Consider the following 25,606-nt stretch of genomic DNA (forward strand, 5'->3'; position numbering starts at 1 on the left):
CGCCTTCTAGAGGGCCCCCGCATCAGCTGAGCCTCGCGCCCCGAAGCGAGAGCCGTGGCCGTCCGTGCGCCGCAGACCGTACGTGACGAAGCACCACCTTCCATGCCGGAACCGCATGCACCCGTGCCCGGGCACACCCACGCCCGCGCACTCGACAGTGACGGAAACCCACGTGATCACCACCTCGGGCCTGACCAAGGTCTACCGCTCCCGCGGCCGTGAGGTCACCGCCCTCGACGGCGTCGACCTCCACGTCCGCGAAGGCGAGGTCTACGGCGTCATCGGCCAGTCCGGCGCCGGCAAGTCCTCCCTCATCCGCTGCGTCAACCTGCTGGAGCGCCCCACCTCCGGCACCGTGACCGTCGCCGGGCAGGACCTCACCGCCCTGGCCGGCCGCGGACCGCGCGCCGGCAAGGAACTGCGCCGGGCCCGCGCCAGGATCGGCATGGTCTTCCAGCACTTCAACCTGCTGTCCTCGCGGACCGTGCAGGACAACATCGAGCTGCCGCTCGAAATCCTCGGCCGGTCCGGGAAGGACCGTTCCCGCAAGGCGCTCGAACTCCTCGACCTCGTCGGCCTCGCCGACAAGGCGGGCGCCTACCCCGCCCAGCTCTCCGGCGGCCAGAAGCAGCGCGTCGGCATCGCCCGCGCCCTGGCCGGCGACCCCAAGGTGCTGCTCTCCGACGAGGCCACCAGCGCCCTCGACCCGGAGACCACCCGCTCCATCCTCCAGCTGCTGCGCGACCTGAACCGGCAGCTGGGCCTGACCGTTCTGCTCATCACCCACGAGATGGACGTCGTGAAGTCGATCTGCGACTCCGCCGCCCTCATGGAGAAGGGCCGGATCGTGGAGTCCGGCACGGTCAGCGAGCTGCTGGCCACCCCCGGCTCGGAGCTCGCCGCCGCGCTGTTCCCGGTGGGCGGCGAGGCCTCCGGCGCCGACCGGACCGTCCTCGACGTCACCTTCCAGGGCGAGGCCGCCACCCAGCCGGTCATCTCCCAGCTCGCGCGCACCTACAACATCGACATCTCGATCCTCGGCGCCGCCATCGACACCGTCGGCGGACTCCAGGTCGGCCGTATGCGCATCGAACTGCCCGGCCGCTACGAGGACAACGTGGTGCCGGTCGGCTTCCTGCGCGAACAGGGCCTGCAGATCGACGTCGTCGGCCAAGAGGGCCAGGAGCCCCTGCTCGTGAAGGATGGTGCCAAGTGACCTGGTCCGAGATGCAGCCCCTGCTGGAGCAGGCGTGTTGGGACACCCTCTACATGGTCGGCTGGTCCACGGTCATCGCCGTCGTCGCCGGGCTTCCGCTCGGCATCCTGCTCGTCCTGACGGACAAGGGCGGGCTGCTGCAGAACGTCGTCGTGAACAAGGTCATCGGGCAGATCGTGAACATCGCCCGCTCGATGCCGTTCATCATCCTCATGGTCGCCCTGATGACCTTCACCCGCTGGATCACCGGCACCACCATCGGCCGCGAGGCCGCCATCGTGCCGCTCGCCATCGGCGCCATCCCGTTCTTCGCCCGCCTGGTGGAGATGTCCGTCCGGGAAGTGGACGGCGGTCTCGTCGAGGCCGTGCAGTCCATGGGCGGCAGCACCTGGAAGGTCGTCCGCAGCGTGCTCGTGCCCGAGGCGCTCCCGTCGCTCATCTCGGGCACCACCACCACGATCATCGCCCTCATCGGCTACTCGGCCATGGCGGGCACGGTCGGCGCCGGCGGCCTCGGCGACGTGGCCGTCCGCTACGGCTACCAGCGCTTCGAGACCGGAATGATGTGGATCACGGTGGCCATCCTGGCCGTCGTCATCTCCCTGCTCCAGCTCGTCGGCGACTTCGCGGCCCGCTCGCTGCACCGCCGTACCGGCCGGACCGGCGGCCTGCTCCTGTTCCGTCCGCTGCGCGGGATCTTCGCCGGCACGGTCGCCACCGAAGCCGTCAAGAAGAGCTGACCCACCCCCTGAACTCCCCGTTCACCCATACACGGGGTCGCACCACCCTTAAGGAAAGGCACTTTTCGTGCGTAACACCGCCAAGCTCACCACCGCCGTCCTCGCCGCCGGAGCCCTCACCCTCGGGCTGACCGCCTGCGGCTCCGGCAAGGACTCCGGCTCCTCCGACAGCAACGGCCCGCTGGTCGTCGCCGCGAGCCCGACCCCGCACGCCGAGATCCTCGACTTCGTCAAGGACAAGCTGGCGAAGAAGGCGGGCCTCGACCTCGAGGTCAAGGAGTTCACCGACTACATCACGCCGAACACGGCGACCGAGGACGGCTCGGTGGACGCCAACTACTTCCAGAACCAGCCGTACCTCGACGACTTCAACAAGAAGCGCGGCACCCACATCGTGCCCGTCGTCACGGTGCACCTGGAGCCGCTCGGCCTGTACTCCCACAAGGTCAAGAAGGCCGACGCCCTCAAGAGCGGTGCGACCGTCGCCGTCCCGAACGACGCCGTCAACGAGGCCCGCGCGCTGAAGCTGCTCGCCGCCAACGGGCTCATCACCCTCAAGGACGGCGTCGGCAACGAGGCCACCCCGCAGGACATCACCAAGAACCCCAAGAAGCTCACGTTCAAGGAGGTCGAGGCGGCCCAGACCCCGCGCTCCCTGGACGACGTGGACGCGGCCGTGGTCAACGGCAACTACGCCATCTCCGCGGGCCTGAAGCCCGCCAAGGACGCCCTCGTCCTGGAGTCCCCGAAGAACAACCCCTACGGCAACTTCCTGGCCGTGAAGAAGGGCGAGGAGAAGGACCCGCGGGTCAAGAAGCTCGCCAAGCTCCTGACCTCGCCCGAGGTCAAGAAGTTCATCGAGGACAAGTACCAGGGCTCGGTCATCCCGTCCTTCTGAGCCGTCAGGGGGGACTGACATCATGCGCAAGTCCGTCATCGCCGTGGCGGCCCTGGCCCTCGGCCTCACCGCCTGCGGCTCCGGCACGGACTCCGGCAAGGGCGGTGGCAAGGACGACGACACCCTCGTCGTCGGCGCCACCGCCGTCCCGGCCGGCGAGGTGCTCACCTACGTCAAGGACCACCTCGCCGCCAAGGCCGGCCTGAAGCTGGAGATCAAGGAGTTCACGGACTACGTCCTGCCGAACACCGCCCTCCAGGAGGGCGAGCTGGACGCCAACCTCTACCAGAACCAGCCCTACCTGGACGACTTCAACAAGTCCAAGGGCACGGACCTGGTCTCGGTGGTGAAGCCCTACCTGCCGCCCATGGGCGTCTACTCCAAGAAGGCCAGGAGCGTCACCAGGCTCGCCGACGGAGCCACCGTCGCCGTGCCGAACGACACCACCAACGAGGGCCGCGCCCTCAAGCTGCTGGCCGCCGGCGGCGTCATCGAGCTGAAGGCCGGAGCAGGCCCGGACGCGTCCCCCGCGGACGTCACGGCCAACCCCCGGCACCTGAAGTTCAAGGAGCTGGAAGCGGCCCAGCTGCCCCGCTCCCTCGACGACGTGGACGCCGCGGTCATCAACAACAACTACGCCCAGGACGCGGGCCTCAGCCCCACCGAGGACGCGATCCTCCTGGAGTCGGCGAAGAACAACCCGTACGCCAACCTCCTCGCCGTCAAACGCGGCAACGAGAACGACCCACGGGTGAAGAAGCTCGCCGAACTGCTCGTCTCGTCGAAGACGCGGAAGTTCATCCAGGACAAGTACCACGGGTCCGTCCTGCCGGTGACCGGCGGCTGACGGCACGTATACGGCGTTTCGCGACGCACGGGGTCCACTCCCTCACCGGGTGTGGACCCCGTCGTGCGGTTCGGTGGTTTCATGCTGCATGCTGGGCAGTTCAGCAGGCCTGACGGTCCTGACGGTCTTTCGAGGAATTTCCGAACGTTACGGAGCGGCGCATGACGAGCACCTTCCCCAACATCTCCATCAGCACGGAGCGGTTGGTGCTGCGTCCCCTCGACGAGGACGACGTGCCCGCACTGGCCGAGATGATGAACGACGAGCAGGTCGTCGCCTGGACCACCGTGTCCCACCCGTACACCGAGGCCGACGCCCGCCAGTGGATCACCCGGCTCGCCCCGGACGAACGCACCGAGGGCCGCGGCATCGTCCTCGCCGTCACCGAGTTCCTCACCCAGCGGCTCGTCGGCATCGTGCACCTGAGGAACACGGACTGGCGCGTCCGCTCCAGCGAGATCGCCTACGTCATCGCCCCCTGGGCGCGCGGCGAGGGCTACGCCTCCGAAGCCGCCCTCGCCACCGCCCAGTGGCTCTTCCACGACCGGAAGTTCGAGCGGCTGGAACTGCGCACCGCCGCCGACAACACCGCCTCCCAGCAGGTCGCCCAGAAGATCGGCTGCATCAGCGAGGGCGTGCTCCGAGGCGCCTGGATAGCCCGCGCCAGGACCGGAGACGGTGCCTGGACCGAGGTACGCACGGACGTCATCGTCTGGAGCCTGCTGCCGGAGGACCTCGCCGGGGTCAGCGAGCAGCTCGCGGACACGGGGGGCTTCACCTCGTACTCGGACTGGAACTGAGCCCCGGGCTTCACCAGGTACTCTCACGGAGCCCGCCCCGGGCTCCCTCCGCCCGAAGACCCGCGCAGAACCACTGGAGACTGACGACCATGGCCGACCGGGTCACGGTGATCGGCTGGGACGGCTCGCCGCTGACCGACGCGGCACGTGCCGCCCTCGGCGCCGCCACGCTCGTGGCGGGCGCGCCCCACCACCTGGCGCTCCCCGAGATCCCGCCCACGGCCGAGCGCATCCGCCTCGGCAGCCTCGCCCTGGCCGCCCGCCGCATCGCCGCCCACCGCGGCACCGCGGTCGTGCTCGCCGACGGCGACCCCGGCTTCTTCGGCGTCGTACGGGCCCTGCGCGCGCCCGAGTTCGGCCTGGAGGTGGAGGTCGTCGCCGCCGTCTCCTCGGTGGCCGCCGCCTTCGCCCGCGCCGGCATGCCCTGGGACGACGCCCAGGTCGTCGTCGCCCACCCGCGCACCCTGCGCCGGGCCGTGAACGTCTGCCGCGCCCACACCAAGGTCGCCGTCCTCACCGCACCGGGCGCCGGCCCCGCCGAACTCGGTCTCCTCCTGGACGGCGTCCACCGCACCTTCGTCATCTGCGAGGAACTGGGCACCGCACGCGAACAGGTCTCCGTCGTCACCTCCGACAACGCCGCCGACCACACCTGGCGCGACCCCAACGTCGTCATCGTCATCGGCGGCCCGGCCGGCGCGGGGGAGGGCGGCGGCTGGATCGCCGGCCGCGATCCGGGCGCCGGCCCGCGCGGCTGGGTGCAGCCCGACGAGACGTACGGCGGACCGGGCGGCGCTCTCGGCGAGGGGGAGACGGAACTGCTGCGCGCCGCCCAACTCGCCCGCCTCGGCCCCCGGATCGGCGACCTCGTCTGGGACATCGGCTGCGGCGCCGGCGCGTTCGCCACCGAGGCCGCGCGCGCCGGCGCGGCCGTCATCGCCGTCGACCACGACCCGGCCGCCTGTGCCCGCACCGAGGGGATCGCGCGCCGCTTCGGCGTCCAGCTCCAGGTCGTCCACGGCAGCGCCCCGCACGTCCTCGAAAACCTGCCCGAACCGGACATCGTACGGGTCGGCGGCGGGGGACCGGCCGTCGTCTCCGCGGTCGCCGACCGGCGTCCGCAGCGCATCGTCACGCACGCCGCGACCCGGGACGCCGCCGAACGCGTCGGCCGCGACCTGACCGAGCACGGGTACCGGGTCGAGTGCGCCCTGCTCCAGTCCGTCGAGCTCGACACCCGGGCCTGGACCGAGACCGAGCGGAACGTTGCGTTCCTGCTCAGCGGGGTACTGCCGGATCGCGCCCCGTGATCCTGTTGTCGTACTGCGCGGGGTAGGCTGGCCGATCGTTGTACCGCACCGGTGGCCCGAACTTCGTTCGCCAATGTCCGGAACGCACGCCCGTTTTGGGGTGGGTGTGGTACTGCGGAACCGGAGGACGCGCAACGTGGCGCAGTCCACAGCGGGCTGTCGCGGATCATGCTGTCGCGACGGCGCAACGGCCGGGACAATGCCACTGAATGGCTTTGTCGCCTTTTCCGGCGGGTCGTTCGTGCCGCTGGGCACGGACGCTCGTTCTTCACTGCGGGGCGGTCGGTACGCCGTTCCGGGTGAGCTGGTCGTAGGAGCACGAAACCGATGGGCGAGGGGTACGCATGACCGACACCGGCCAGGTCCCGGGCGAGGGGCAGCCGGAGAGCGCAGGCATGGTGGAGCAGCCGGGCGTCCCCCCGCACGGCGCGTACACCTACCTCTCCGAGGCTCCCGCCGAGGACGAAGACCTGCTGCTGCCGGGTGCCCAGGGCGCGTGGGGCAACGAAGTGCCGCCACCCCCTCCGGAACCGGTGGTGGAAGCCGTCCATGAACCGGGCCCGCACGAGACGGCGGGCCGCGACAGCGGTTCGGTCGACCTCAGCGGTGTCCGCCTGCCGGGCCCGGCGTCGGTACCGCCGTCGCCGATCCTCTCGGCGCCGCAGGACGCGCCGGCCGCCCAGCAGCCGCCGCGGCGCCCGCTGCATCTCGGCCCGCCGATCCCCGACGCCTCCGCGAGCCCGGTCCGCTCCCTGGCCGACCGCGGCCCTGCCGGAGCGCCGGTACGCCAGCCCGGGGCGCCGGCCGCGGGCCCCGAGTACCTCGACGTCCAGCCGCTGCGCGAGATGACCCCGCAGAGCGCGGCCCCCTGGGGCGCGGCCCCGGCGCAGGTCGCCGCACAGGCCCCGGCTGCGGAAACGGTCAGTCCGCCGATGCCCGCGCCCGCCGAGCCGGCCGACGCCGCCCAGGCGGCGATGGCCCGCCTCGCCCACCAGGCAGCGACCCAGAGCCCGACGGGTGACACCGGCCAGGTGCAGCTCGTGCACGGCCATGACGGCGTACAGCCGGTGCACGGGCACGACGGGGTGTACACCGCGCCGACGGCCGCTGTCGCCGAGGGCGCTCCGGCGGCGGTGCAGGGGGCCGAGGGCGTCCAGGCGCCGGTGGTCCAGGGCGCCGACGGTGTCCAAGCGCCGGTGGCTCAGGCTGCTGAGGGCGTTCAGGTGCCGGTGGCCCAGGGCCCCGAGGGCGTTCAGGTGCCGGTGGCTCAGGCTGCTGACGGTGTCCAGGTGCCGGTGGCGCCGGGCGGTGTGACCGCCGAGGGTGCGCCGGTCGTGGCGGGTGCCGGCGCCGAGGGTGTCCAGGTCGCCGACGGTGCGCAGGCGGTCCCCGCGGAGGTGCCTGCCGGTGACGGCGGCGCCGTCGCCGACGGTGCCGTCGTGGCCGAGGCGGCCCCGGCCGTGGCCGAGGTGGCCCCCGCCGAGCAGGCCGTACCGGCCGCCGAGGGTGTCGTACCCGAGGGCGTCGTGCCCGGGCCCGAGGGCGGGGAGCCAGGACCGGCGCCCGCCGAGGTGCCGAGCGGTGCCGAGAGCCCGGTGCCCACGCAGGGCGTGGACGCACAGGTGCCCCCGGTGACAGAGGCGCCCGTGGACCCGGCGCAGCAGGCCGCCCCGGCCGAGACGCCGGACGGCGCGCAGGCTGTCGTCGTCGCGGGCGCCGCGGAGACCGGCCCGGTGGCCGAGCCGGCCCCGGTCGAGACGCAGGCGGCCGAAGCGGCCCGGCCCGCCGCACCCGCCGAGCCGACCGAGGCCGCCGTACAGCCCGCCGAGGACACGCAGCCGGTTGAAGCCCCGCAGACCGTTCCTCCCGCGCCCGACACCGCCCACCCCACGGACGCCGCGCAGGCTCCCGACGCCGTACACGTCGTCGACGTCCCGCAGCCTCCCGCCGACGCCCAGGGCCCGGTCGAGCCCGCCGATCCGGCTGCCGTCGTAGAGGCGGCTCCCACGTCCGAAGCGGCTGCCGCACAGGCGCCGGAAGCGGCCGTCCAGGCCGCCGGGCCGGTCACCCCTGTCGGCGCGACCGCCGCCGCCCAGCCGGATCCGGCGGACGCCCCCGGTGCCGTTCCGGTCGCCGAGCCCGCCGCGGCGCAGGTCCCGGAGGCCGACGCGGCACAGCCCGCCGTACCCGTATCCGCCGTGCCGGAGCCGATGGAGCCGGCCGTGCTCCAGGCCCAGGGCCCGCAGCTCGCCGAGAACGTCCCGCCGACCACCGGCGCCGACGCCCCGGCCGGGCCCGTCGTACCGCAGCAGCCGCAGGCGGCGGACACCGCCGACCCGGCCACCGCACCCGCCGGCCCGCAGGTCCAGCCGCAGGCGCCGGAGGCCGCCGTGGCCGACCCCGCGACGGCCCCGCAGGCGCAGCAGCCGGAGCAGACGCTCGGGCAGTTCGTGCCGGTGGAGGGCCAGGTGCCCACCACCCCGCACCTGGCGCCCACCCCGCCGCAGCCGCTCGTCCTGCCCGCGGAGGGCGCGCAGGAGCAGCCGGAGCCGGTGGCCATGGTGCCCGCGCCCCGGGAGGGCGAACCGGCCGCCGTGCCGGATGCCGAGCCCACCCCCGATGTCGTACAGAACGCGGAGGACCTGCAGACCAGGGCCGCCGACCAGGAAGAGAGCACGGCCGCAGTGGCGGAAGCACGACAGTCCACCGGCCCGGCCGCCCCCGGATACGCCGACGCCGAGCGCGAGGCCGTCCTGAAGGTGATGCGCGAGCGCCGCGACATCCGCAACGGCTTCCGCAGCGACCCCATCCCGCACGAGGTGCTGCTCAGGGTCCTGGAGGCCGCGCACACCGCGCCTTCCGTGGGCCACTCGCAGCCCTGGGACTTCGTCGTCATCAGATCCGCCGAAACCCGGCGCACGATGCACGAACTGGCGACGCGTCAGCGCGAGGCCTACGCCAAGTCGCTGCCGAAGGGCCGGGCGAAGCAGTTCAAGGAACTGAAGATCGAGGCCATCCTCGACACCCCGGTCAACATCGTCGTCACCGCCGACCCCACCCGCGGCGGCCGGCACACGCTCGGCCGTCACACCCAGCCGCAGATGGCGCCCTACTCCTCGGCGCTCGCGGTGGAGAACCTCTGGCTCGCCGCCCGCGCCGAAGGCCTCGGCGTCGGCTGGGTCAGCTTCTTCGACGAGCGGGAGATGGTCCGCGCGCTCGGCCTGCCCGAGCACCTGGAGGTCGTCGCCTACCTGTGTGTCGGGTACGTCGACGAGTTCCCGGACGAGCCCGAGCTGATGCAGGCCGGCTGGTCCAAGCGACGCCCCCTGTCCTGGGTGGTGCACGAGGAGACGTACGGCCGCCGCGCCCTGCCCGGAGAGGAACCCCACGACCTGCTCGCCGAGACCGTCGCACAGATCCGCCCGCTCGACGCCAAGGCGCTCGGCGAGGCATGGGAGCGCCAGAAGCGCATGACCAAGCCGGCCGGCGCGCTCGGCATGCTGGAGATCATCTCCGCGCAGCTGTCCGGGCTGTCCCGGCAGTGCCCGCCGCCGATCCCGGAGCCCGCCGCCGTCGCCATCTTCGCCGGTGACCACGGCGTGCACGCCCAGGGCGTCACCCCCTGGCCGCAGGAGGTCACCGCCCAGATGGTGGCCAACTTCCTGGGCGGCGGAGCCGTCTGCAACGCCTTCGCCACCCAGGTCGGTGCCGAGGTGTGCGTCGTGGACGTGGGCGTGGCCGCCGACCTGCCGGCCACCCCGGGCCTGCTGCCGCGCAAGATCCGCGGTGGCACGTCCGACATGACCACCGGCCCCGCGATGACCCGCGAGGAGGCCAAGGCGGCCATCGAGGTGGGCATCGAGACCGCCCGCGACCTGGTGGCGGCCGGCAACAAGGCGCTGCTCACCGGTGAGATGGGCATCGCCAACACCACCGCGTCCGCCGCGCTGATCTCCGTCTTCACCGGCGCCGACCCGGCCGAGGTCACCGGCCGCGGCACGGGCATCAACGACGAGACGCTGGCCCGCAAGACCGAGGTGGTCCGCCGCGCGCTGGAACTCCACCAGCCGGACCCGGCCGACCCGATCGGCGTCCTCGCGGCGATCGGCGGCTTCGAGCACGCGGCCATGGTCGGCCTGCTCCTCGGCGGCGCCTCCCTGCGCACCCCGGTGATCCTGGACGGCGTCAGCGCCGGCGCCGCGGCCCTCGTCGCCCGCGCCATCGCGCCGGAGGTCCTCGCGGCCTGCATCGCCGGCCACCGCAGCGCCGAGCCCGGCCATGTGGCCGCCCTGAACAAGCTCGGCCTGCGTCCCCTGGTCGACCTCGACCTGCGCCTGGGAGAGGGCACCGGCGCGCTGCTGGCGCTGCCGCTGGTCCAGAGCACCGCCCGGGCGATGCACGAGGTGGCGACGTTCGACTCCGCGGGAGTCACCGAGAAGTAGGCGTCACCCCAGGGGTGGTCCGGTGTTCGACTGCCGGACCACCCGTGCGGTCGCCCGCGCGCACACCTTAAAATCCGCACGTCAGGGCCGCTCCGGAGCCGCAGCGCGCCCACCGCACAGCTGTCCGAGGAGCCGTCCCTCATGGCCGAACACCCCGCTTACCCCGTAGGCCTCCGTCTCTCCGGCCGCCGTGTGGTCGTCCTCGGCGGCGGCCAGGTCGCCCAGCGCCGTCTCCCGGCACTGATCGCGGCCGGCGCGGACATCCGCCTGGTGTCCCCCGAGGCGACCCCCTCCGTGGAGGCGATGGCGGACGCGGGCGAGATCACCTGGGTGAGGCGCGGGTACGAGGACGGCGACCTCGCCGACGCCTGGTACGCCCTCATCGCCACCAGCGACCCCGAGGCCAACACCCGGGCCTCCGCCGAGGCGGAACGGCACCGGGTCTGGTGCGTCCGCTCCGACGACGCCGACCGGGCGACGGCGTGGACCCCGGCCACCGGCCACAGCGAGGGCGTCACGATCGCCGTCCTCACCACGGACGCCAAGGGCCGCGACCCCCGCCACACCGCCGCCATCCGGGACGCGGTCGTCGAGGGCCTGCGCGACGGCACCCTCGTCGCCCCGCACCACCGCACCCGCACCCCCGGCGTGGCCCTCGTCGGCGGCGGACCCGGCGACCCCGACCTGATCACGGTCCGCGGCCGGCGCCTGCTCGCCGAGGCGGACGTCGTCATCGCCGACCGGCTCGGCCCCCGCGACCTGCTCGCCGAGCTGCCCTCGCACGTCGAGGTGATCGACGCGGCGAAGATCCCGTACGGCCGCTACATGGCCCAGGAGGCCATCAACAACGCGCTCGTCGAGCACGCCCGGCAGGGCAAGGCGGTCGTCCGGCTCAAGGGCGGCGACCCGTTCGTCTTCGGCCGGGGCATGGAGGAGGTCCAGGCGCTCGCCGAGGCCGGCATCCCGTGCACGGTGGTCCCGGGCATCTCCAGCTCGATCTCGGTGCCGGGCGCGGCCGGCATCCCGGTCACGCACCGCGGGGTCGCCCATGAGTTCACCGTGGTCAGCGGCCATGTGGCGCCCGACGACGAGCGCTCCCTGGTCGACTGGCCCTCGCTGGCCAGGCTCACCGGCACCCTGGTGGTCCTGATGGGCGTCGACAAGATCGGGAAGATCGCCGAGACGCTCGTCGCGCACGGCAGGTCCCCGAAGACGCCGGTCGCCCTGGTCCAGGAGGGGACGACGGCCGCCCAGCGCCGCGTGGACGCCACCCTGGCCACGGTCGCCGAGACGGTGGCGGCCGAGGACGTGAAGCCCCCGGCGGTCATCGTCATCGGCGAGGTCGTGACGGTCGGCCCGGAGCCCGCCGCGTGACCACGAGCCGCTTGATCACGCGTAACCCGGGGTAACCCACCCCTTCCCAGCCGTTGGCACCACACCCAGGACAAGGCAGTATCACCCTGTGGCCGATCTCATCACCGTCGAGGATCCCGACGACCCGCGCCTGGCCGACTACACGGGCCTGACCGACGTCGAGCTGCGCCGCAAGCGCGAGCCCGCCGAGGGCCTGTTCATCGCCGAGGGCGAGAAGGTCATCCGCAGGGCCAAGGAAGCGGGCTACGAGATGCGGTCGATGCTGCTCTCGGCCAAGTGGATCGACGTCATGCGTGACGTCATCGACGAACTCCCGGCCCCGGTGTACGCCGTCAGCCCGGAAGTCGCCGAACGCGTCACCGGCTACCACGTGCACCGCGGCGCCCTCGCCTCCATGCAGCGCAAGCCGCTGCCGACGGCCGGCGAACTGCTCCGCTCTGCCCGCCGGGTCGTGGTCATGGAGTCCGTGAACGACCACACCAACATCGGGGCGATCTTCCGGTCGGCCGCGGCGCTCGGCATGGACGCGGTGCTGCTGTCGCCCGACTGCGCCGACCCGCTGTACCGGCGGAGCGTCAAGGTCTCCATGGGCGCGGTGTTCTCGGTGCCGTACGCCCGTCTGGAGACCTGGCCGAAGGGCCTGGACTCGGTCCGCGAGGCCGGCTTCACCCTGCTCGCGCTCACCCCGGACGAGAAGGCCCGCAGCCTGGACGAGGCCGCCCCGCACCGGATGGGCCGGGTGGCGCTCATGCTCGGCGCCGAGGGCGACGGACTGTCCACCCAGGCGCTGGTCGCCGCCGACGAGTGGGTCCGCATCCCGATGGCCCACGGCGTCGACTCGCTCAACGTGGGTGCCGCGGCGGCGGTGGCGTTCTACGCGGTGGCGACGGGCCGGCCGGAGTCCTGAGGCGGCCCGCGCCCCGGTCTTCGGGGCGCGGCGCTCAGTTCCCGGCGTCGCGGCTCACCGACGAGCCGTGCTGGTCCGAGGGGGGCCTGCCGTCGCTCGACGGCGCATAGCTCGGCTGCGCGTTCCCCTGCCGGTCGCCGCCCCCGTCGTCGCCCAGCCCGCGTGCCGGGCCCTGGCAGCCCTGGGCCACCGCGATACCGAGCGCCACCAGCAGCGTCACCACCACGAACACGAACAGCCGCTGCCTGAGCAGCCGCGGATTGGCCGGCCGCCGCCCGATCCGCGCGGGACGCTGCCCCGGCCGCCCGGAGCCGCCCCGCGCGGCGGGCCGGCCGCCACCGGAGCGCTGGCCGCCGCCGCGCGGCGGCGGGGTGGGGCGCGACGCACCCGGCCGCCCGGAGGGGGTGCCACCGCGCGCTCCGCTGCCGCCGCGCGAGGCCGCGCCACCCCGGGACGGCACATCGCCGCGCGCGGAGCCCCCGCCCCTGGACGGCACACCGCCCCGGGCCCCGGTGCCCCCGCGCGGCAACGGCGTACCGGGTGCGGTACGCCGCTGGCCGCGCTGCTGCTCCGGGTAGGTCTCGGGGTAGGCGTCGACGAGCCGTCCGGTGGGCCGGTCCACCTCGCCGCCCCGCGGCGCCGGCGGCCGTACGCCGTCCAGGCCCTGCGCCTCCCGGGCGGCGATCTCCTTGAGCCGCAGCGACAGCTGCAGGGTGCTGGGCCGCTCGTCGGGGTCCTTCGCCAGACAGGCCCGGATCAGCGGGGCCAGCGCGTCCGGTACGCCGTACAGCTGCGGCTCCTCGTGCACCACCCGGTACAGCATCACCTCGGAACTGCCGTGCCCGAAGGGCGAGTCACCGGTCGACGTGTACGCCAGGGTCGCGCCCAGGGAGAACACGTCGGTGGCCGGGGTGACCGCCGCGCCGCGCACCTGCTCGGGGGCGAGGAAGCCGGGGGAGCCGACCGCGGTGCCCACGTGGGTGAGCGTGGAGGCGCCGGTGGCCCAGGCGATGCCGAAGTCGATGATCCGCGGCCCCTTGGGGGACAGCAGGATGTTGGAGGGCTTCAGGTCCCGGTGGACGACACCGGCCTCGTGCACGGCGACCAGGCCCTCGGACAGGGCCGCGCCGATCGCCGCCGTGTCCGCCGCGCTGAGCGCGCCCTCGTCGGCGACCTTGTCGTGCAGGGAGGGGCCGGGCACGTACTGGGTGGCGAACCAGGGCCGCTCGGCCTCCAGGTCGGCGGCGACCAGCCGGGCCGTGCAGCCGCCGCGGATACGCCGGGCCGCCGACACCTCGCGCGCGAACCGCGACCGGAACTCCTGGTCCTCCGCCAGGTCGGGCCGGATCACCTTCAGCGCGACACGCTGCCCCTTCTTGTCGGAGCCGAGGTAGACCACACCCATGCCGCCCGCGCCGAGCCGTCGGTGAAGCCTGAACGAGCCGACGACGCGCGGGTCCTCGCGCCTCAGGCGCATCATCGCCATGTTCATCCCCGCTGCCCGGTCTCTGTGACGTGGCACAGCTTACGTTTCCACGGCCGCCTGCGCGCATAGGCCGCGCCCTCTCGCCCGGACGGATTGTGTGGGCCGTCCGGGGGAGGTGAAACGCGGTCAAGAAGCCCCGCCGCACGGCGACTTCGAGTCACCGCCGACGTCAACCGGCCGATACGGAAGGGAGGTTGGACCCGCTCGACTGCGCGGAGCGGGTCGCCGCACCCCTGTAGGCCACCCGTGGCCCCCAGCCCCCGGACCCGCCCGCACCCCGAACCGGGATCCGCCCCCGGCATCCGCCCCGAACCCACCCGAAGTGATCGAAGTCACTCCGCCCGGCCCGCGGGACGCTTCGGAAATGACCGGACAGAGGGGACGGCCCCCTCCGGGAAGACCCCGAGACCCTGGTCCGCGTCTCCACCCAGGGGAGTACTCCGCAGGTCATGGCTCATCCTCCGGGAGGCCCGGCAATCGGTACGAGGGCATGACGCCCGAGGCGTGCGGCGCGCCTAGATTTGAGGTCAAGCGGCGGGTGCAGCACTCGTCCCCCGAGGTCAGACACCCGCCGCTGCAGACGACAACCGAAACGGTCAGGAGAGGGACCATGGCCCACACGGCACCGCGACGCACGGCGTTCGCCCCCCGCCGCACGGGCCGCCGCCACCCCCTGGTGGCGACACTCATGGCCCTTCCCCTGGCGGCCCTGCTCCTACTCGTCTTCGACGGCTGGGAGACGGTGGCCACACAGGCGTCGTCCGTGGGTGCGATGCTGGGGCGCTGAGCGGCGACCCCAGGCCCGGAAGAGCGGTCCGGGCGGGGACATCCATCCATGAAACCCCGTGGGGACGGGGGTACGGCGGACGGCAACAATGCCGGCGCAGCTGGGGAGCTGCGCCGGCATTAGCCGTTCCGGTGCCGTCGGCGCTGTGCGCAGTCGTGCCGCCGGGTCGGCGCCCGTCCTGAAGAAGGGCGCACTCCCCGACGGGGGCGAGTCACCCGGCCCCCGCCCCAGTACCCTCGGCCGGACAGCCCACCCCGCACGAGGCAGCCTTGACCGCAGACACAGACAGCCCCGCCCTCCTGTCCGCGCTGACCCTGAGAGCCAGGGCCGTCGCCCACCCCCGCACCCCCCGCGCCCCCTGCGCCTGCGGCAGTACCCCCCTCGCCGACCGTCAGGACGCCACGGTCGTCCGGCATGCCGGTGCCGTCGCCAAGGCGCACGCCCCGGACTCCGACCCCGCCGCGCTGGCCCTCCGCGTCACCACGGCCGCCCGCCTCCCGGACCTGCTCCTGCCGCCGCTCGTCCCCGCTCCCACCCCGCTGCACGACCGGCTCGTGACCTTCTGGCCGTACGGCGTCCCCGTGGACCCGGACGACCCGGACGCGGCCCCCTGGGAGGCCGCCGCCACCCTCCTGGCCCGTCTGCACCGCGCCCCCGTCCCGGACGGCCTCCCCCCGATGCGCGGCCCCGCGAAGGCCGCCCGGGCGATCGACCGGCTCCGCGCGGCCCTGCGCACCACACCCCACGCGGCCGCCCGCCCCGTCCTGGACGCGTGGGCCGCCCTGCCCGCCTGGGCCAGGGCGGCGGGCCCGATGCCCGGCCCGGCGGCCCTCTGCCACGGCGATCTGCACCTCGGCCAGCTCGTCCGGCACCCGGCGCCGGACGGGCCGTGGAGGCTGATCGACGTCGACGACCTCGGAGCCGGCGTCCCGGCCTGGGACCTCGCCCGCCCCGCCGCCTGGTACGCCTGCGGACTCCTCCCGCCCGACGAGTGGACCCGCTTCCTGACCGCCTACCGGCAGGCCGGCGGCCCGGCCGTACCCGCGGCCGGCGATCCGTGGCCCGCCCTGGACGTCCCGGCCCGCGCGCTGACCGTGCAGACGGCCGCCCTGGCGCTCACCAAGGCCCTCGCCGCGGACCGCCCGCTGGACGAGGTGGAGCAGGCCGTGGCCGACGCCTGCGCACGCATGGCGTCCGTCCCTTGCGGCCCCTCCCGGCCGGCGACCGGATTCCCGGACTAGGCTGCAACCGCCCGGGCCGAGACGGAGTCTGTCCTGGGGAAACACGAAGCACGACCGACCGGCGAGGAGTTGAGCCGACCATGCAGTGTCCGAAGTGCCATGCGCCGATGCACACCTACAACCGCAATGGCGTCCAGATCGAGCAGTGCAGCGGTTGCCGCGGCATCTTCCTCGACTACGGCGAGCTGGAGGCGCTGACCCGCCTGGAGTCCCAGTGGTCGCAGCCGGCCCCGCCCCCGCCCGCCGCCCCGCAGGCCTACCCCGCAGCCCCGCCCGCGCCCGCCTGGGGCGCCCCGCACGGCGGTGGCCACCACGGCGGTCACGGCCACTACGGCCACCAGCGCCACAAGAGCTTCGGCCACATGCTGTTCTCCAGCTGAGCACACGCAGAAGCCCCCGGCCGTACGAGACGGCCGGGGGCTTCTGGCTGTGTGGACGATACTGGGATTGAACCAGTGACCTCTTCCGTGTCAGGGAAGCGCTCTCCCGCTGAGCTAATCGTCCGGGAGCCGTGACCCGTGAGTCACAGACAGTGCGCGATACTGGGATTGAACCAGTGACCTCTTCCGTGTCAGGGAAGCGCTCTCCCGCTGAGCTAATCGCGCGGGTGTGATCTTCGAAAAGATCAGGATCAGAAGATCCAGTGGACGATACTGGGATTGAACCAGTGACCTCTTCCGTGTCAGGGAAGCGCTCTCCCGCTGAGCTAATCGTCCTTGGAGGTGGAGACGGGATTTGAACCCGTGTAGACGGCTTTGCAGGCCGTTGCCTCGCCTCTCGGCCACTCCACCAGGAGTGTAGGGGATCGGGATGACCCCTTCTTCCTTCGAGCGGACGACGAGGCTCGAACTCGCGACCTCAACCTTGGCAAGGTTGCGCTCTACCAACTGAGCTACGTCCGCTTGTCGTTTCGTTCCGCTTCCGCGTCCCGGCGACGTGTTGAACTCTAGCGGATTCCTGGGCCAGCACAAAAACGCGTTTGCGCAGCGTGCTGCGGTGGACCTGGCGGACCCGGTGGTCAGGACCCCCTCCGGGACATCCCGGGGTCACCTTCCGGACACCCGACCTAGACTCGACCACGTGCTCCTCCACCCTCCTCTCGCCCGCTTCGGCGACCGCGTCGCCACCGGCCTCCTCGACGTCACCAGCGATCCGGCCGCCCTGGACTCCACGGGCTTCTGGGCCGTGTGCGCGGACTTCGAGGGCCGGCTGACCTGCGCCCGCTTCGCGGACGTACGGGAGGAGCCGGTGCCCGCGCCGGTGCCCGGCGGATGGCGGGGCCCGGCGGCGGGGGACTGGACCTCCTCCCTGGACCGTGCCGCGTACACGGCGGCCGTCGGCCGGATACGCGAGCACATCGCGGCCGGCGAGGTCTACCAGGCCAACCTCTGCCGGGTGCTGAGCGCGCCCGTCGCCCCCGGCGCCGACGTGGACGCCCTGACCGCCCTGCTGGCCCGCGGCAACCCGGCGCCGTACGCGGGAACGATCCGGCTGCCGGAACACGGTGTGGAGATCGCCACCGCCTCGCCCGAGCTGTTCCTGCGCCGGGACGGCCGCACGGTCGAGTCGGGGCCGATCAAGGGCACGGGGCGTACCGAGGCGGACCTCCTGGAGAAGGACTACGCCGAGAACGTGATGATCGTGGACCTGGTCCGCAACGACATCGGGCGTGTCTGCACGACCGGCAGCGTGACCGTCCCCGACCTGTGCGCCGTGGAGAAGCATCCGGGTCTTGTCCATCTCGTCTCCACCGTCCGCGGCGAGCTGCGCGCGGACGCCGGCTGGCCTCAGCTGTTGGCCGCGGCCTTCCCGCCCGGCTCGGTGACCGGTGCCCCCAAGTCGAGCGCGCTGCGGATCATCGAGGCGCTGGAGCCGGCCCCGCGCGGCCCGTACTGCGGCGGCATCGGCTGGGTGGACGCCGACCGGGGCACCGCCGAGCTGGCCGTGGGCATCCGCACCTTCTGGATCGACCGCGCCGCGGGCGCCCTGCGCTTCGGCACCGGCGCCGGCATCACCTGGGGGTCCGACCCGGAGGGGGAGTGGCGGGAGACGGAGCTGAAGGCCTCCCGGCTGCTCGCGGTGGCGTCGGGGGCGTACGACGAGACCGAGGGGGCACTCACATGAGGATCTGGCTGGACGGCGGGCTGCGGGACCTGGAATCGGCCCGGGTCTCCGTCCTCGACCACGGGCTGACCGTCGGCGACGGTGTCTTCGAGACGGTGAAGGCGGTGGACGGCGAACCGTTCGCGCTCACCCGGCACCTCGACCGGCTGACCCGCTCGGCCCGCGGCCTCGGCCTGCCCGACCCGGACCACGACGAGGTCCGCCGCGCCTGTACGGCCGTACTGGAGGCCAACCCGATGCCGCTGGGCCGGTTGCGGATCACCTACACCGGCGGCCACGGCCCGCTCGGCGCCGGCCGCGGCGAGCACGGTACGACCCTCGTGGTCGCCGTCGGCGAGACCACCGGCCGCCCGGACTCCACCGCGGTGATCACCGTCCCGTGGACCCGCAACGAACGCGGCGCCCTCACCGGAGTGAAGACCACCTCGTACGCCGAGAACATCGTCGCCCTGGCCCGCGCCCACCAACACGGAGCCTCCGAGGCGCTGTTCGGCAACACGGTGGGGCAGCTGTGCGAGGGCACCGGGTCGAACGTCTTCGTCGTACTGGACGGCGAGATCCACACCCCGCCGCTCGCCTCCGGCTGCCTGCCCGGCATCACCCGGGACCTGGTCATCGAGTGGACGGACGCCCAGGAGACCGACCTGCCGCTGGACGTCCTGCGGCACGCCGACGAGATCTTCCTGACGTCCACCCTGCGGGACGTCCAGGCCGTGCACCGGGTCGACGACCGCGAACTGCCCGGCGCCCCGGGCCCGGTGACCGCCGAGGCCATGCTCCTCTTCGACGAGCGTTCCGGGCAGGACCTGGACCCCTGACCCGGGAGGAAGGGGACGACAGGGTGCCGCAAACGGGCTGACGCGGCCGGTCGTCGCGGGTAGAACACCTGTGATGACGACGACCCTGCGGCCGGCCGAGCCGCTCCAGCAGCACCCCGACGGAACCCGCTCCCGCCGCTACGCGGTGTGCGTGAACAGCCGCCCCGTCGGCGAGATCCACCTCGGCACCTCGCCGTCCCTCGGCGACTCGGTGGCCCGCATCGTCGACCTGCGGATCGCCGAGCCCGACCGGCGGCGCGGCCGGGGCACCGTGGCGGCGCTCGCCGCGGAGGAGGTGGCCCGAGGCTGGGGCTGCGTCCAGATGGAGGCCGTGGTGCCCGCCACGGCGCCGGCGGCGCAGCGCCTGTTCGCCGCCCTCGGCTACACCGTGCGCAACCGCGGCATGGAGAAACCCCTCGGCACCACTCCGCCCGCGCTGCCGCCGGGCAGTCACGCGCGGCCCATGACCGGGGCCGAGTTCGACGCCTGGGAGGCGACGGAGCGCGAGCGGTACGCGCGCATGTGGATGGACCAGGGCATCCCCGAGGCCGCGGCCCGCGCCAAGTCCCGCAACGACCACGCGCGACTGCTGCCGCACGGCCTCGCGACCGACGGCATGCTCTTCAGCGTGCTGGAGCACACGGGCGACCGGGTGGGCACCCTGTGGCTGGCCCTGGACGAGGCCAAGGCGTACGTGTTCGACGTGGAGACCGACGCGGCCCACCGCGGCCGGGGGCACGGCCGTACGCTCATGCTGCTGGCGGAACGCCAGGCGATCGAGGCCGGCCGGCCGCTCCTCGGCCTCAACGTGTTCGCGGGCAACACCCCGGCCGAGCGGCTGTACGCGTCACTCGGCTACGAGCCGGTGACCCACTCGCTGGCCAAACGCCTCCTCTAGGCCCCTGTGCGCCTCGGGGCCGCCCCATGGCCGTGCTCGGGGACACCATGCACAAGGCGGCCGACGCGCTGACCGCCGTCCCCTCGGCATCGCCTTCGTGCTGGGCCGGCGGGCGGCGACCCGCCGGTTCACCTACGGCTACGGCCGTGCCGAGGATCTCGCGGGGCCGGTCGTCGCCCTCAGGAATCCCCGGCCTCCCGGTCGGCCAGCAGCCGGTCCGCGATCTCCTCGATGCGTTCGCGCAGTCCCTCCTGGCTCTTGCCGCCGTCGAGGCGTTCCCCGCCGATGACGTACGTCGGGGTGCCCGTCACCCCGATCGCCTTGCCCTCGGCCTGGTCGGCGTCGACGACCAGGATGTGCCGGCCGTCGATCAGCGCGGTGTCGAACTCCTCGGCGTCCAGGCCGAGTTCCCGGGCCGTCTCGACCAGGAGGGGTTCTCCCTGACGGTCCAGGTCCGCCACCCGCTCCAGCACGGCCTCCACGTACGGCCAGCCCTTGCCCTGCTCCAGCGCCTCCTCGGCGGCCTGCGCGGCGGCGAAGGAGTGCTGGTGCTTCTCCAGCGGGAAGTGCCGCAGCCGCAGTTCCAGCCGGTCGCCGTAGCGGGCGCGCAGGGCGCGGATGTCGTCCAGGGCGCTGCGGCAGTCGGGGCACTGCAGTTCGCACCAGACGTCGAGGACCAGGGCATCGGTGCGTACGGGGGAGGAGTCGCTCATGCCCACCAGTCTTCCAGGCCGGGCGCGGCCGACCCAATCGGCACCGCGCCGCCCGGGGACGGCGCGGGACCGGCACTCCAGGAGGAGACGACCCGGAGATCTCCCTGATGTCCGGCCGGAGCATGGCATCGCGGGGATCAGGCGGTGCACGATGGAAGCGACGCACCGAGCCCGCCGGGAGGACCGCATGATCGCCGAGACAGTGTGCTCCGCCGTGTCCGCGGCGGGCCTGGGTATCGCGGTGGTCACGGCCTACCGCAAGCGTTTCCTGGCGGCGGCCCGCACGGCGGCCTACGCGCTGGTGCCGGTCGGCCTGGTGATGACCGGGGTCGTCGGCTGGCTCGCCGACACCGCGCTGAGCCCCACCGCCTGGGCGGGCTTCGGGGTGCTGGGTGCGGCCTGGCTCCTGTTCGCCGGCACGCGTGCCGTGGAGCGCCGGCGCGGAGGTGCCGGTGCCGGGCGCAAGGCGGCCCGACGCGCGGAGCGGGAAGCGGTGGCGCCCGCGGCCTCGGCGCCGTCCCTGGGCGAGGCGACCCGTCCCGCGGCCCGCCCGACCACCGCGCCCCGGGGCGGCACGTCCCGCTCCACCGGCCCGGCGGAGGACTTCAGCGACATCGAGGCCATCCTCAAGAAGCACGGCATATGACAGTCACATGACTCGCTGAAACGACACAGTGGGTCCCCGGGCGCCCGGAATCGTTCACCAGCCGAACGAGACCTCACGGTATTCGGCGAACTCCCGCAAGATCCCTGTGCGCTGATCGCGGGCGGGGCGCCGGGTGCGTCATGATCTGCCGCGAGATGCTGGACACGACAGAGAGCGAGGCCGCGCCGCCGAAGGACGAGCCGCGCGGGTGCCTCTTCGCCCTTTCCCAGCCACCGCTGATGATCTTCCTTGCGGTGATCGGGTGTCTACTCCTCACGGCGGCGCTGCACGATCTGCTGTTGCTGTGAGCCGTACACGTCCGTCCCGGCGCCACCCGCCGGGACCGACGTCGCATCCCGCTCGCACCCGGTGCGTACGCCTCAGCCGGCCGCCTCCTTGCGCCGCGCCCGGTAGGCGGCGACATGCAGCCGGTTCCCGCAGGTGCGGCTGTCGCAGTAGCGGCGCGAGCGATTGCGGGACAGATCCACGAAGGCGCGCCGGCAGTCGGGTGCCTCGCAGCGCCGCAGCCGTTCCTGCTCCCCGGCCACCACGAAGAAGGCGAGCGCCATCCCGCAGTCGGCGGCGAGATGGTCGGCCACGGAGGCGCCCGGCGCGAAGTAGTGCACATGCCAGTCGTAGCCGTCGTGGTCCGTCAGGCGCGGGGTGGTGCCCGCCGCGGCCACCAGCTCATTGATCATCACGGCCGCGGACCGGGCGTCCGGGGCCGCGAAGATCGCCGCGAACCGCCCCCGGACCCTGCGCACCGCCGAGAGATCGAACTCCGACAGCGTGCCGACATCGCTCATCTTGTGGTTTCGCACGAAATCCGTGAGAGCCGGGACATCGGGCAGTCCGTCCGCCGCCGCCTCGTCCTCCGGCGCGGAGTTCACCAGATCCACCACGGTGTCGAGGGCGCACCGGGTGTCGTGGGTGATCAGCACGTTTCACTCCCTGGCCTGGGGGTCGGGCGGGCGCCCGCCGATGCTGGCCGATGGTAGCGACAACCGCGCCCGGCGCACCGGTCCGTGCCCACTCGGATTGCCGGGACAACGCCCGCGCGCCCCCAGGGGTTCCCGGCCGTCCCGGCCGGCCCGCCGGCGGACAGCGGCCGCCCCCTCACGGACCGCAGCGGTGCGCGCACAGTGCGACGCCGTCCCCGTGAAACGCTCACGGTGACGGCGCCGTTCTGTGCCGTATGCGGTTGTCTTGGCCCGAGCCGTCTCCCCGAGTGGACGGCGCCGGGCTGCTCCGAAGGGCCGCGACCTAGCTCTCCGCCAGGATGTGCGAGAGCTCCTGATCCAGATCGAAGTGCCGGTGTTCCGTGCCGGGGGGCACGGCGGCGTCGGTTCGCTTCAGGAAGGACTCCAGGGCCCGCGCCGGGGCCTCAAGCAGAGCCTCCCCCTCCGGGGAGCTGAGGGCGATGCACACGACGCCCTGACCATGACTGCGGGATGGCCAGACGCGGACGTCGCCGGTGCCGGTGGGCCGGTGCAGCCCCTCGGCGAGGAGGTCGCGGGCGAACACCCACTCGACGGTCTCCTCGGCTCCGGTGTGGAAGGTGGCGTGCACGGCGTAGGGGTCGGCCGTGTCGTACCGCAGGCCTGCGGGGACAGGCAGGGAGGACTCGCTCGACACAACGAGGCGCAGGTGCAGCTCGCAGCTGACCGTGGTGTTCATAAGCGCCAGGGCCTTTCGCTCAGTGTGCGCTCGGGGATTCGCACGTCGGCGAAATCGACATGCCACCTACGGTGCCGTTGTAAACCCCTCTGAGGGTTTTGCGTGCCTTTACGTAACTCTTCCGGCCGAGAACTCGTACCAGACCTACGACCATTCCGGTGACTGGATTCACTCCGGTAGGGTTTGTCTGTATGAATACGGGGAGTGACGTGCCGGGCGAGGTAGCCATGGCAACGGACAAGGCGAAGTCGGACCGGCCGGAGGCCGGACAAGAGGCGGCGCAGGGGCTCGGCTCACGGGCGCCGGAATTCATCAAGGCCCGCAGGCTCCTGCATCTGAGCTGGCAGGTCGGGGTCTTCGTGGTCGGCCTCGCGGTGGTCGCCGCGGGCATCGTCATGCTGCCGCTGCCCGGGCCCGGCTGGGTGGTGATCTTCGGGGGCATGGCGATCTGGGCGACAGAGTTCGTCTGGGCCCAGCTCGTGCTCCGCTGGACCAAACGGAAGGTCACCGAGGCGGCCCAGCGGGCCCTCGACCCCAGGGTGCGCCGCCGCAACATCACCCTGACCGTGATCGGACTGGTGATCATCGGCGTACTCGTCGGGACCTACCTGTGGAAGTTCGGCGTCGTCATGCCCTGGAAGATCAAGGACCAGTGACACGGCTCCCGGGGCCGACGGCGTCCGCCGCCCGGCCCCTGGTCGGAAGCACCTCCTGACATGGGGTAATGTTCTTCCTGCGCCCGGGCGATTAGCTCAGTGGGAGAGCGCTTCGTTCACACCGAAGAGGTCACTGGTTCGAACCCAGTATCGCCCACCCGGACCGACGGCCCACCTGCGACAAGCAGGTGGGCCGTCGGCGTATCGGTGCCTTCCGGAGCCGGGCCGCGGCCGAGACGTCTGTGCCACTCCCACACGAACCCCGGGTTCATTCACCGGATCCCTCGGTTACGTCCCCTCGGGCCGCGTCGGCGCGCCGGGCGGCCCGGGTCGCACAGCCGCGCGACCGCCGCGGGCCAGTCCAACGCGGTCTGACGGACCCGGCGAGCGAGTTTTCTCGAACCGGCAACAACCCTGGTCACCGCGGCGCCACCCACCGGATCATCGTCACACCCCCAGGACCGACACTCCTACCGCGCCCGCCGCCCGACCTCACCCACCTGCCGCACACACCCTCGACTGCCCAGCACCCCGGCCGTCGGCGATGCTGGTCGGGCCTTCCAGCGCCCGCCCACGTGTCGTGCAGATCCGGCCTTCCAGTGCGCCGGCCGCCTGCCGTGTACGTCCGACGTTCCGGTGCGCCGGTCGTCTGTCGTGCTGGTCGGGCCTTCCAGTGCCTGCCCACGTGTCGTGCAGATCCGGCCTTCCAGTGCGCCGGCCGTCTGTCGTGTACGTCCGACGTTCCGGTGCGCCGGTCGTCTGTCGTGCTGGTCGGGCCTTCCAGTGCCCGCCCACGTGTCGTGCAGATCCGGCCTTCCAGTGCGCCGGCCGCCTGCCGTGTACGTCCGACCGTCCAGCGCCCCGCCACCTGTTGTGCAGGCCCGACTTTCCAATGTCCCGCCCACTAGCCGCGGAGTCCGACCGTCCGGCCCCGTACCGCCCACCTCGCCGTCCGCGCCGCCATGACCAGCGGCTCACGCGCCCGCACGCACTGACCTGGCCGGACCGTACGCCCCATCCCCTCTTCGCCATGCCGGGCTGGCCTCGGCCCGGTCGTCCCAGCGTTCTGCCTCGATTCCGCTGCCTGGTCAGCCCCGGCTCAGCCACCCTGAGGGCTGTCCCGGCTCTTGCCGGCCCGCCGTCCCCGGGGGTCTCTGACCTGCCCGGACAGCACGCCGTTCCACCGCGCACAGCCCGCTTCGCCATCTCGGCCCACTCATCCCAGCTCCCTCCAGCTCAGCTCACCCGCCTCGTCCAGCCTCCCGCTCAGCTGCCCCACCGGTGACCTCTCGGCTCAGCCGCCTCGCGCAGCGTGAGCCCACTTCGTCCAGCCCCTCCAGCTCAGCTGCCCCGGCCCGAGCTCAGCCTCCTCAGCCCGGCCGCGCGGAGGCCGAGGTCGAGCCCGATGTGCGCGGCCGGCTCTCCGGCTTTCACGCGGCACTGTCCGCCGGCACCATGCCCGCGCCGGGCGCCCCCGACCCGCACTTCGTCGGCGCGGGCACCCTGCGCGAACACTTCCCTGCCGGCGTTCTCCCGGCGTGGCGGGGGAGCGGGACCTGGACGTCCACGGGTGTCCGCGCATGCCTCGATCGCGTCGGCCAGCCAGGCCAGGGAGACGTCCTGGGCGCCCCCGACGAACAGCGAGGGCTGCACGATCGGGGCACCTTCGTGACCGGCCAGATCGGCCCAGTCGCGGTCCGTGTTCCGGTACCGGTTCAGGCCCCGGTCGTCCCGGTCCGCTCGAACTCACCGGCGCCCGGCCTCCACAGCGCGCACGCCCTGGACCGATGCGGGCACTTCGTCCAGCAGGGACACCCGGACGAGACGAACCGGATCCCGCTCGACCGGCCGGCGGCCCTGCCCGGCTGATCCCTTGTTCGGCCTGTCGGTCATGCTCCCTCTCACCAGTGGGAACGGCCGGCAGGCCGGTCCACGGCCCCCGTCGGCCGGAAGAAAATCCTGTCCGAATCATTGACGCACCCCCGACCCCTCCGTACCTTGTGCCAGCAAGCGCTTACTTGAAACG

23 protein-coding genes, 6 tRNA genes and 2 pseudogenes are annotated in these 25,606 nt (G+C 73.0%); 20 read left to right on the forward strand and 11 right to left on the reverse strand.

Annotated elements, in window-relative coordinates:
* Positions 1-115 precede the first annotated feature (115 nt).
* The 9 genes from ABZ937_RS17570 to ABZ937_RS17610 all read left to right on the forward strand — a co-directional run bounded on the left by ABZ937_RS17570 (position 116) and on the right by ABZ937_RS17610 (position 12,534).
* On the forward strand, positions 116-1,216 hold the full coding sequence (locus tag ABZ937_RS17570) for an ATP-binding cassette domain-containing protein (RefSeq protein WP_361692679.1): 1,101 nt from the start codon (positions 116-118) through the stop codon (positions 1,214-1,216).
* A complete protein-coding gene (locus ABZ937_RS17575) occupies positions 1,213-1,956 on the forward strand; it encodes a methionine ABC transporter permease (protein WP_361692682.1) in 744 nt (247 codons plus the stop codon). Before ABZ937_RS17570 ends, ABZ937_RS17575 begins: the two co-directional genes overlap by 4 nt.
* 67 nt (positions 1,957-2,023) lie before the next feature.
* Positions 2,024-2,854, forward strand: coding sequence for a MetQ/NlpA family ABC transporter substrate-binding protein (locus tag ABZ937_RS17580; protein WP_361692685.1), 831 nt, complete (start codon positions 2,024-2,026; stop codon positions 2,852-2,854).
* A 22-nt stretch (positions 2,855-2,876) separates the two neighbouring features.
* Positions 2,877-3,701: a MetQ/NlpA family ABC transporter substrate-binding protein gene (locus ABZ937_RS17585; RefSeq protein WP_361692688.1), complete on the forward strand. Its 825-nt coding sequence runs from the start codon at positions 2,877-2,879 to the stop codon at positions 3,699-3,701.
* Positions 3,702-3,862: 161 nt separating this feature from the next.
* On the forward strand, positions 3,863-4,501 hold the full coding sequence (locus ABZ937_RS17590; RefSeq protein WP_361692692.1) for a GNAT family N-acetyltransferase: 639 nt from the start codon (positions 3,863-3,865) through the stop codon (positions 4,499-4,501).
* Between the two features lie 89 nt (positions 4,502-4,590).
* A complete protein-coding gene (gene cbiE, locus ABZ937_RS17595) occupies positions 4,591-5,811 on the forward strand; it encodes a precorrin-6y C5,15-methyltransferase (decarboxylating) subunit CbiE (protein WP_361692695.1) in 1,221 nt (406 codons plus the stop codon).
* A 344-nt stretch (positions 5,812-6,155) separates the two neighbouring features.
* Positions 6,156-10,253 (forward strand): nicotinate-nucleotide--dimethylbenzimidazole phosphoribosyltransferase, encoded by a 4,098-nt coding sequence (gene cobT, locus ABZ937_RS17600; protein ID WP_361692698.1) that lies wholly within the window; start codon positions 6,156-6,158, stop codon positions 10,251-10,253.
* 141 nt (positions 10,254-10,394) lie between these two features.
* Positions 10,395-11,627: a uroporphyrinogen-III C-methyltransferase gene (cobA, locus tag ABZ937_RS17605; RefSeq protein ID WP_361692701.1), complete on the forward strand. Its 1,233-nt coding sequence runs from the start codon at positions 10,395-10,397 to the stop codon at positions 11,625-11,627.
* Between the two features lie 88 nt (positions 11,628-11,715).
* The gene (locus ABZ937_RS17610) at positions 11,716-12,534 is read left to right on the forward strand and encodes an RNA methyltransferase (protein ID WP_361692704.1); all 819 of its coding nucleotides are present in this window, start codon (positions 11,716-11,718) and stop codon (positions 12,532-12,534) included.
* Between the two features lie 34 nt (positions 12,535-12,568).
* Here ABZ937_RS17610 and ABZ937_RS17615 read toward each other — a convergent pair whose 3' ends face one another.
* Complete coding sequence (locus ABZ937_RS17615; RefSeq protein ID WP_361692707.1) at positions 12,569-14,026, reverse strand: serine/threonine-protein kinase; 1,458 nt, start codon at positions 14,024-14,026, stop codon at positions 12,569-12,571.
* 604 nt (positions 14,027-14,630) lie between these two features.
* Between ABZ937_RS17615 and ABZ937_RS17620 the strand changes: the two genes are divergently transcribed.
* The 3 genes from ABZ937_RS17620 (at position 14,631) to ABZ937_RS17630 (ending at position 16,428) form a co-directional block, all read left to right on the forward strand.
* The gene (locus tag ABZ937_RS17620) at positions 14,631-14,807 is read left to right on the forward strand and encodes a hypothetical protein (protein WP_014671580.1); all 177 of its coding nucleotides are present in this window, start codon (positions 14,631-14,633) and stop codon (positions 14,805-14,807) included.
* Between the two features lie 269 nt (positions 14,808-15,076).
* Positions 15,077-16,048 carry an aminoglycoside phosphotransferase family protein gene (locus tag ABZ937_RS17625; RefSeq protein ID WP_361692711.1) on the forward strand — a complete coding sequence of 324 codons (972 nt, stop codon included), beginning with the start codon at positions 15,077-15,079 and terminating at the stop codon, positions 16,046-16,048.
* Positions 16,049-16,128: 80 nt separating this feature from the next.
* Complete coding sequence (locus ABZ937_RS17630) at positions 16,129-16,428, forward strand: zf-TFIIB domain-containing protein (RefSeq protein ID WP_361692714.1); 300 nt, start codon at positions 16,129-16,131, stop codon at positions 16,426-16,428.
* A 52-nt stretch (positions 16,429-16,480) separates the two neighbouring features.
* Here the strand turns inward: ABZ937_RS17630 and ABZ937_RS17635 are convergent.
* The 5 genes from ABZ937_RS17635 to ABZ937_RS17655 all read right to left on the reverse strand — a co-directional run bounded on the left by ABZ937_RS17635 (position 16,481) and on the right by ABZ937_RS17655 (position 16,950).
* Positions 16,481-16,552, reverse strand: a tRNA-Val gene (locus ABZ937_RS17635).
* Between the two features lie 29 nt (positions 16,553-16,581).
* Positions 16,582-16,653, reverse strand: a tRNA-Val gene (locus ABZ937_RS17640).
* A 39-nt stretch (positions 16,654-16,692) separates the two neighbouring features.
* Positions 16,693-16,764, reverse strand: a tRNA-Val gene (locus ABZ937_RS17645).
* Position 16,765: 1 nt separating this feature from the next.
* A tRNA-Cys gene (locus ABZ937_RS17650) sits at positions 16,766-16,839 on the reverse strand.
* Between the two features lie 38 nt (positions 16,840-16,877).
* Positions 16,878-16,950: transfer RNA gene (locus tag ABZ937_RS17655), tRNA-Gly, on the reverse strand.
* Between the two features lie 178 nt (positions 16,951-17,128).
* Between ABZ937_RS17655 and ABZ937_RS17660 the strand changes: the two genes are divergently transcribed.
* The 4 genes and pseudogenes from ABZ937_RS17660 to ABZ937_RS17675 form a co-directional block, all read left to right on the forward strand.
* Positions 17,129-18,172, forward strand: a complete 1,044-nt coding sequence (locus ABZ937_RS17660) for a chorismate-binding protein (protein WP_361692717.1) — start codon at positions 17,129-17,131, stop codon at positions 18,170-18,172.
* Positions 18,169-18,990 (forward strand): aminodeoxychorismate lyase, encoded by an 822-nt coding sequence (locus ABZ937_RS17665; RefSeq protein ID WP_361692720.1) that lies wholly within the window; start codon positions 18,169-18,171, stop codon positions 18,988-18,990. Before ABZ937_RS17660 ends, ABZ937_RS17665 begins: the two co-directional genes overlap by 4 nt.
* A 73-nt stretch (positions 18,991-19,063) precedes the next feature.
* Positions 19,064-19,888, forward strand: a complete 825-nt coding sequence (locus tag ABZ937_RS17670) for a GNAT family N-acetyltransferase (protein WP_361692723.1) — start codon at positions 19,064-19,066, stop codon at positions 19,886-19,888.
* A gap of 26 nt (positions 19,889-19,914) precedes the next feature.
* Positions 19,915-20,063 (forward strand): annotated as a pseudogene (locus ABZ937_RS17675) (cation transporter); the annotation flags it as partial.
* Between the two features lie 4 nt (positions 20,064-20,067).
* Here the strand turns inward: ABZ937_RS17675 and ABZ937_RS17680 are convergent.
* Positions 20,068-20,601: a DsbA family protein gene (locus ABZ937_RS17680; protein ID WP_361692726.1), complete on the reverse strand. Its 534-nt coding sequence runs from the start codon at positions 20,599-20,601 to the stop codon at positions 20,068-20,070.
* Between the two features lie 187 nt (positions 20,602-20,788).
* Between ABZ937_RS17680 and ABZ937_RS17685 the strand changes: the two genes are divergently transcribed.
* Positions 20,789-21,247 carry a hypothetical protein gene (locus tag ABZ937_RS17685; protein WP_361692729.1) on the forward strand — a complete coding sequence of 153 codons (459 nt, stop codon included), beginning with the start codon at positions 20,789-20,791 and terminating at the stop codon, positions 21,245-21,247.
* Between the two features lie 155 nt (positions 21,248-21,402).
* Positions 21,403-21,555 (forward strand): hypothetical protein, encoded by a 153-nt coding sequence (locus ABZ937_RS17690; protein WP_361692733.1) that lies wholly within the window; start codon positions 21,403-21,405, stop codon positions 21,553-21,555.
* Positions 21,556-21,627: 72 nt separating this feature from the next.
* Here the strand turns inward: ABZ937_RS17690 and ABZ937_RS17695 are convergent, their stop codons facing one another.
* Both ABZ937_RS17695 and ABZ937_RS17700 read right to left on the reverse strand, forming a co-directional pair.
* Positions 21,628-22,188, reverse strand: a complete 561-nt coding sequence (locus ABZ937_RS17695; RefSeq protein ID WP_361692736.1) for a CGNR zinc finger domain-containing protein — start codon at positions 22,186-22,188, stop codon at positions 21,628-21,630.
* 322 nt (positions 22,189-22,510) lie between these two features.
* Positions 22,511-22,924 carry an SsgA family sporulation/cell division regulator gene (locus ABZ937_RS17700; protein WP_004002642.1) on the reverse strand — a complete coding sequence of 138 codons (414 nt, stop codon included), beginning with the start codon at positions 22,922-22,924 and terminating at the stop codon, positions 22,511-22,513.
* 191 nt (positions 22,925-23,115) lie between these two features.
* Here ABZ937_RS17700 and ABZ937_RS17705 point away from each other — a divergent pair, with 191 nt between their 5' ends.
* Together ABZ937_RS17705 and ABZ937_RS17710 are read left to right on the forward strand one after the other, a co-directional pair.
* Entirely contained in the window at positions 23,116-23,580 is a 465-nt protein-coding gene (locus ABZ937_RS17705; RefSeq protein ID WP_361692739.1) for a TIGR02611 family protein, read from the forward strand.
* A gap of 85 nt (positions 23,581-23,665) precedes the next feature.
* A tRNA-Val gene (locus ABZ937_RS17710) sits at positions 23,666-23,737 on the forward strand.
* Between the two features lie 1,424 nt (positions 23,738-25,161).
* On the opposite strand, the pseudogene ABZ937_RS17715 reads toward ABZ937_RS17710, so the two are convergent.
* Positions 25,162-25,334, reverse strand: a pseudogene (locus tag ABZ937_RS17715) (alpha/beta hydrolase); the annotation flags it as partial.
* Positions 25,327-25,473, reverse strand: a complete 147-nt coding sequence (locus tag ABZ937_RS17720; RefSeq protein WP_361692742.1) for a hypothetical protein — start codon at positions 25,471-25,473, stop codon at positions 25,327-25,329. The gene ABZ937_RS17720 and the pseudogene ABZ937_RS17715, both read right to left, overlap by 8 nt.
* Positions 25,474-25,606 lie beyond the last annotated feature (133 nt).

This window comes from Streptomyces sp. NPDC046727 (assembly GCF_040645635.1).
Lineage (GTDB): Bacteria > Actinomycetota > Actinomycetes > Streptomycetales > Streptomycetaceae > Streptomyces.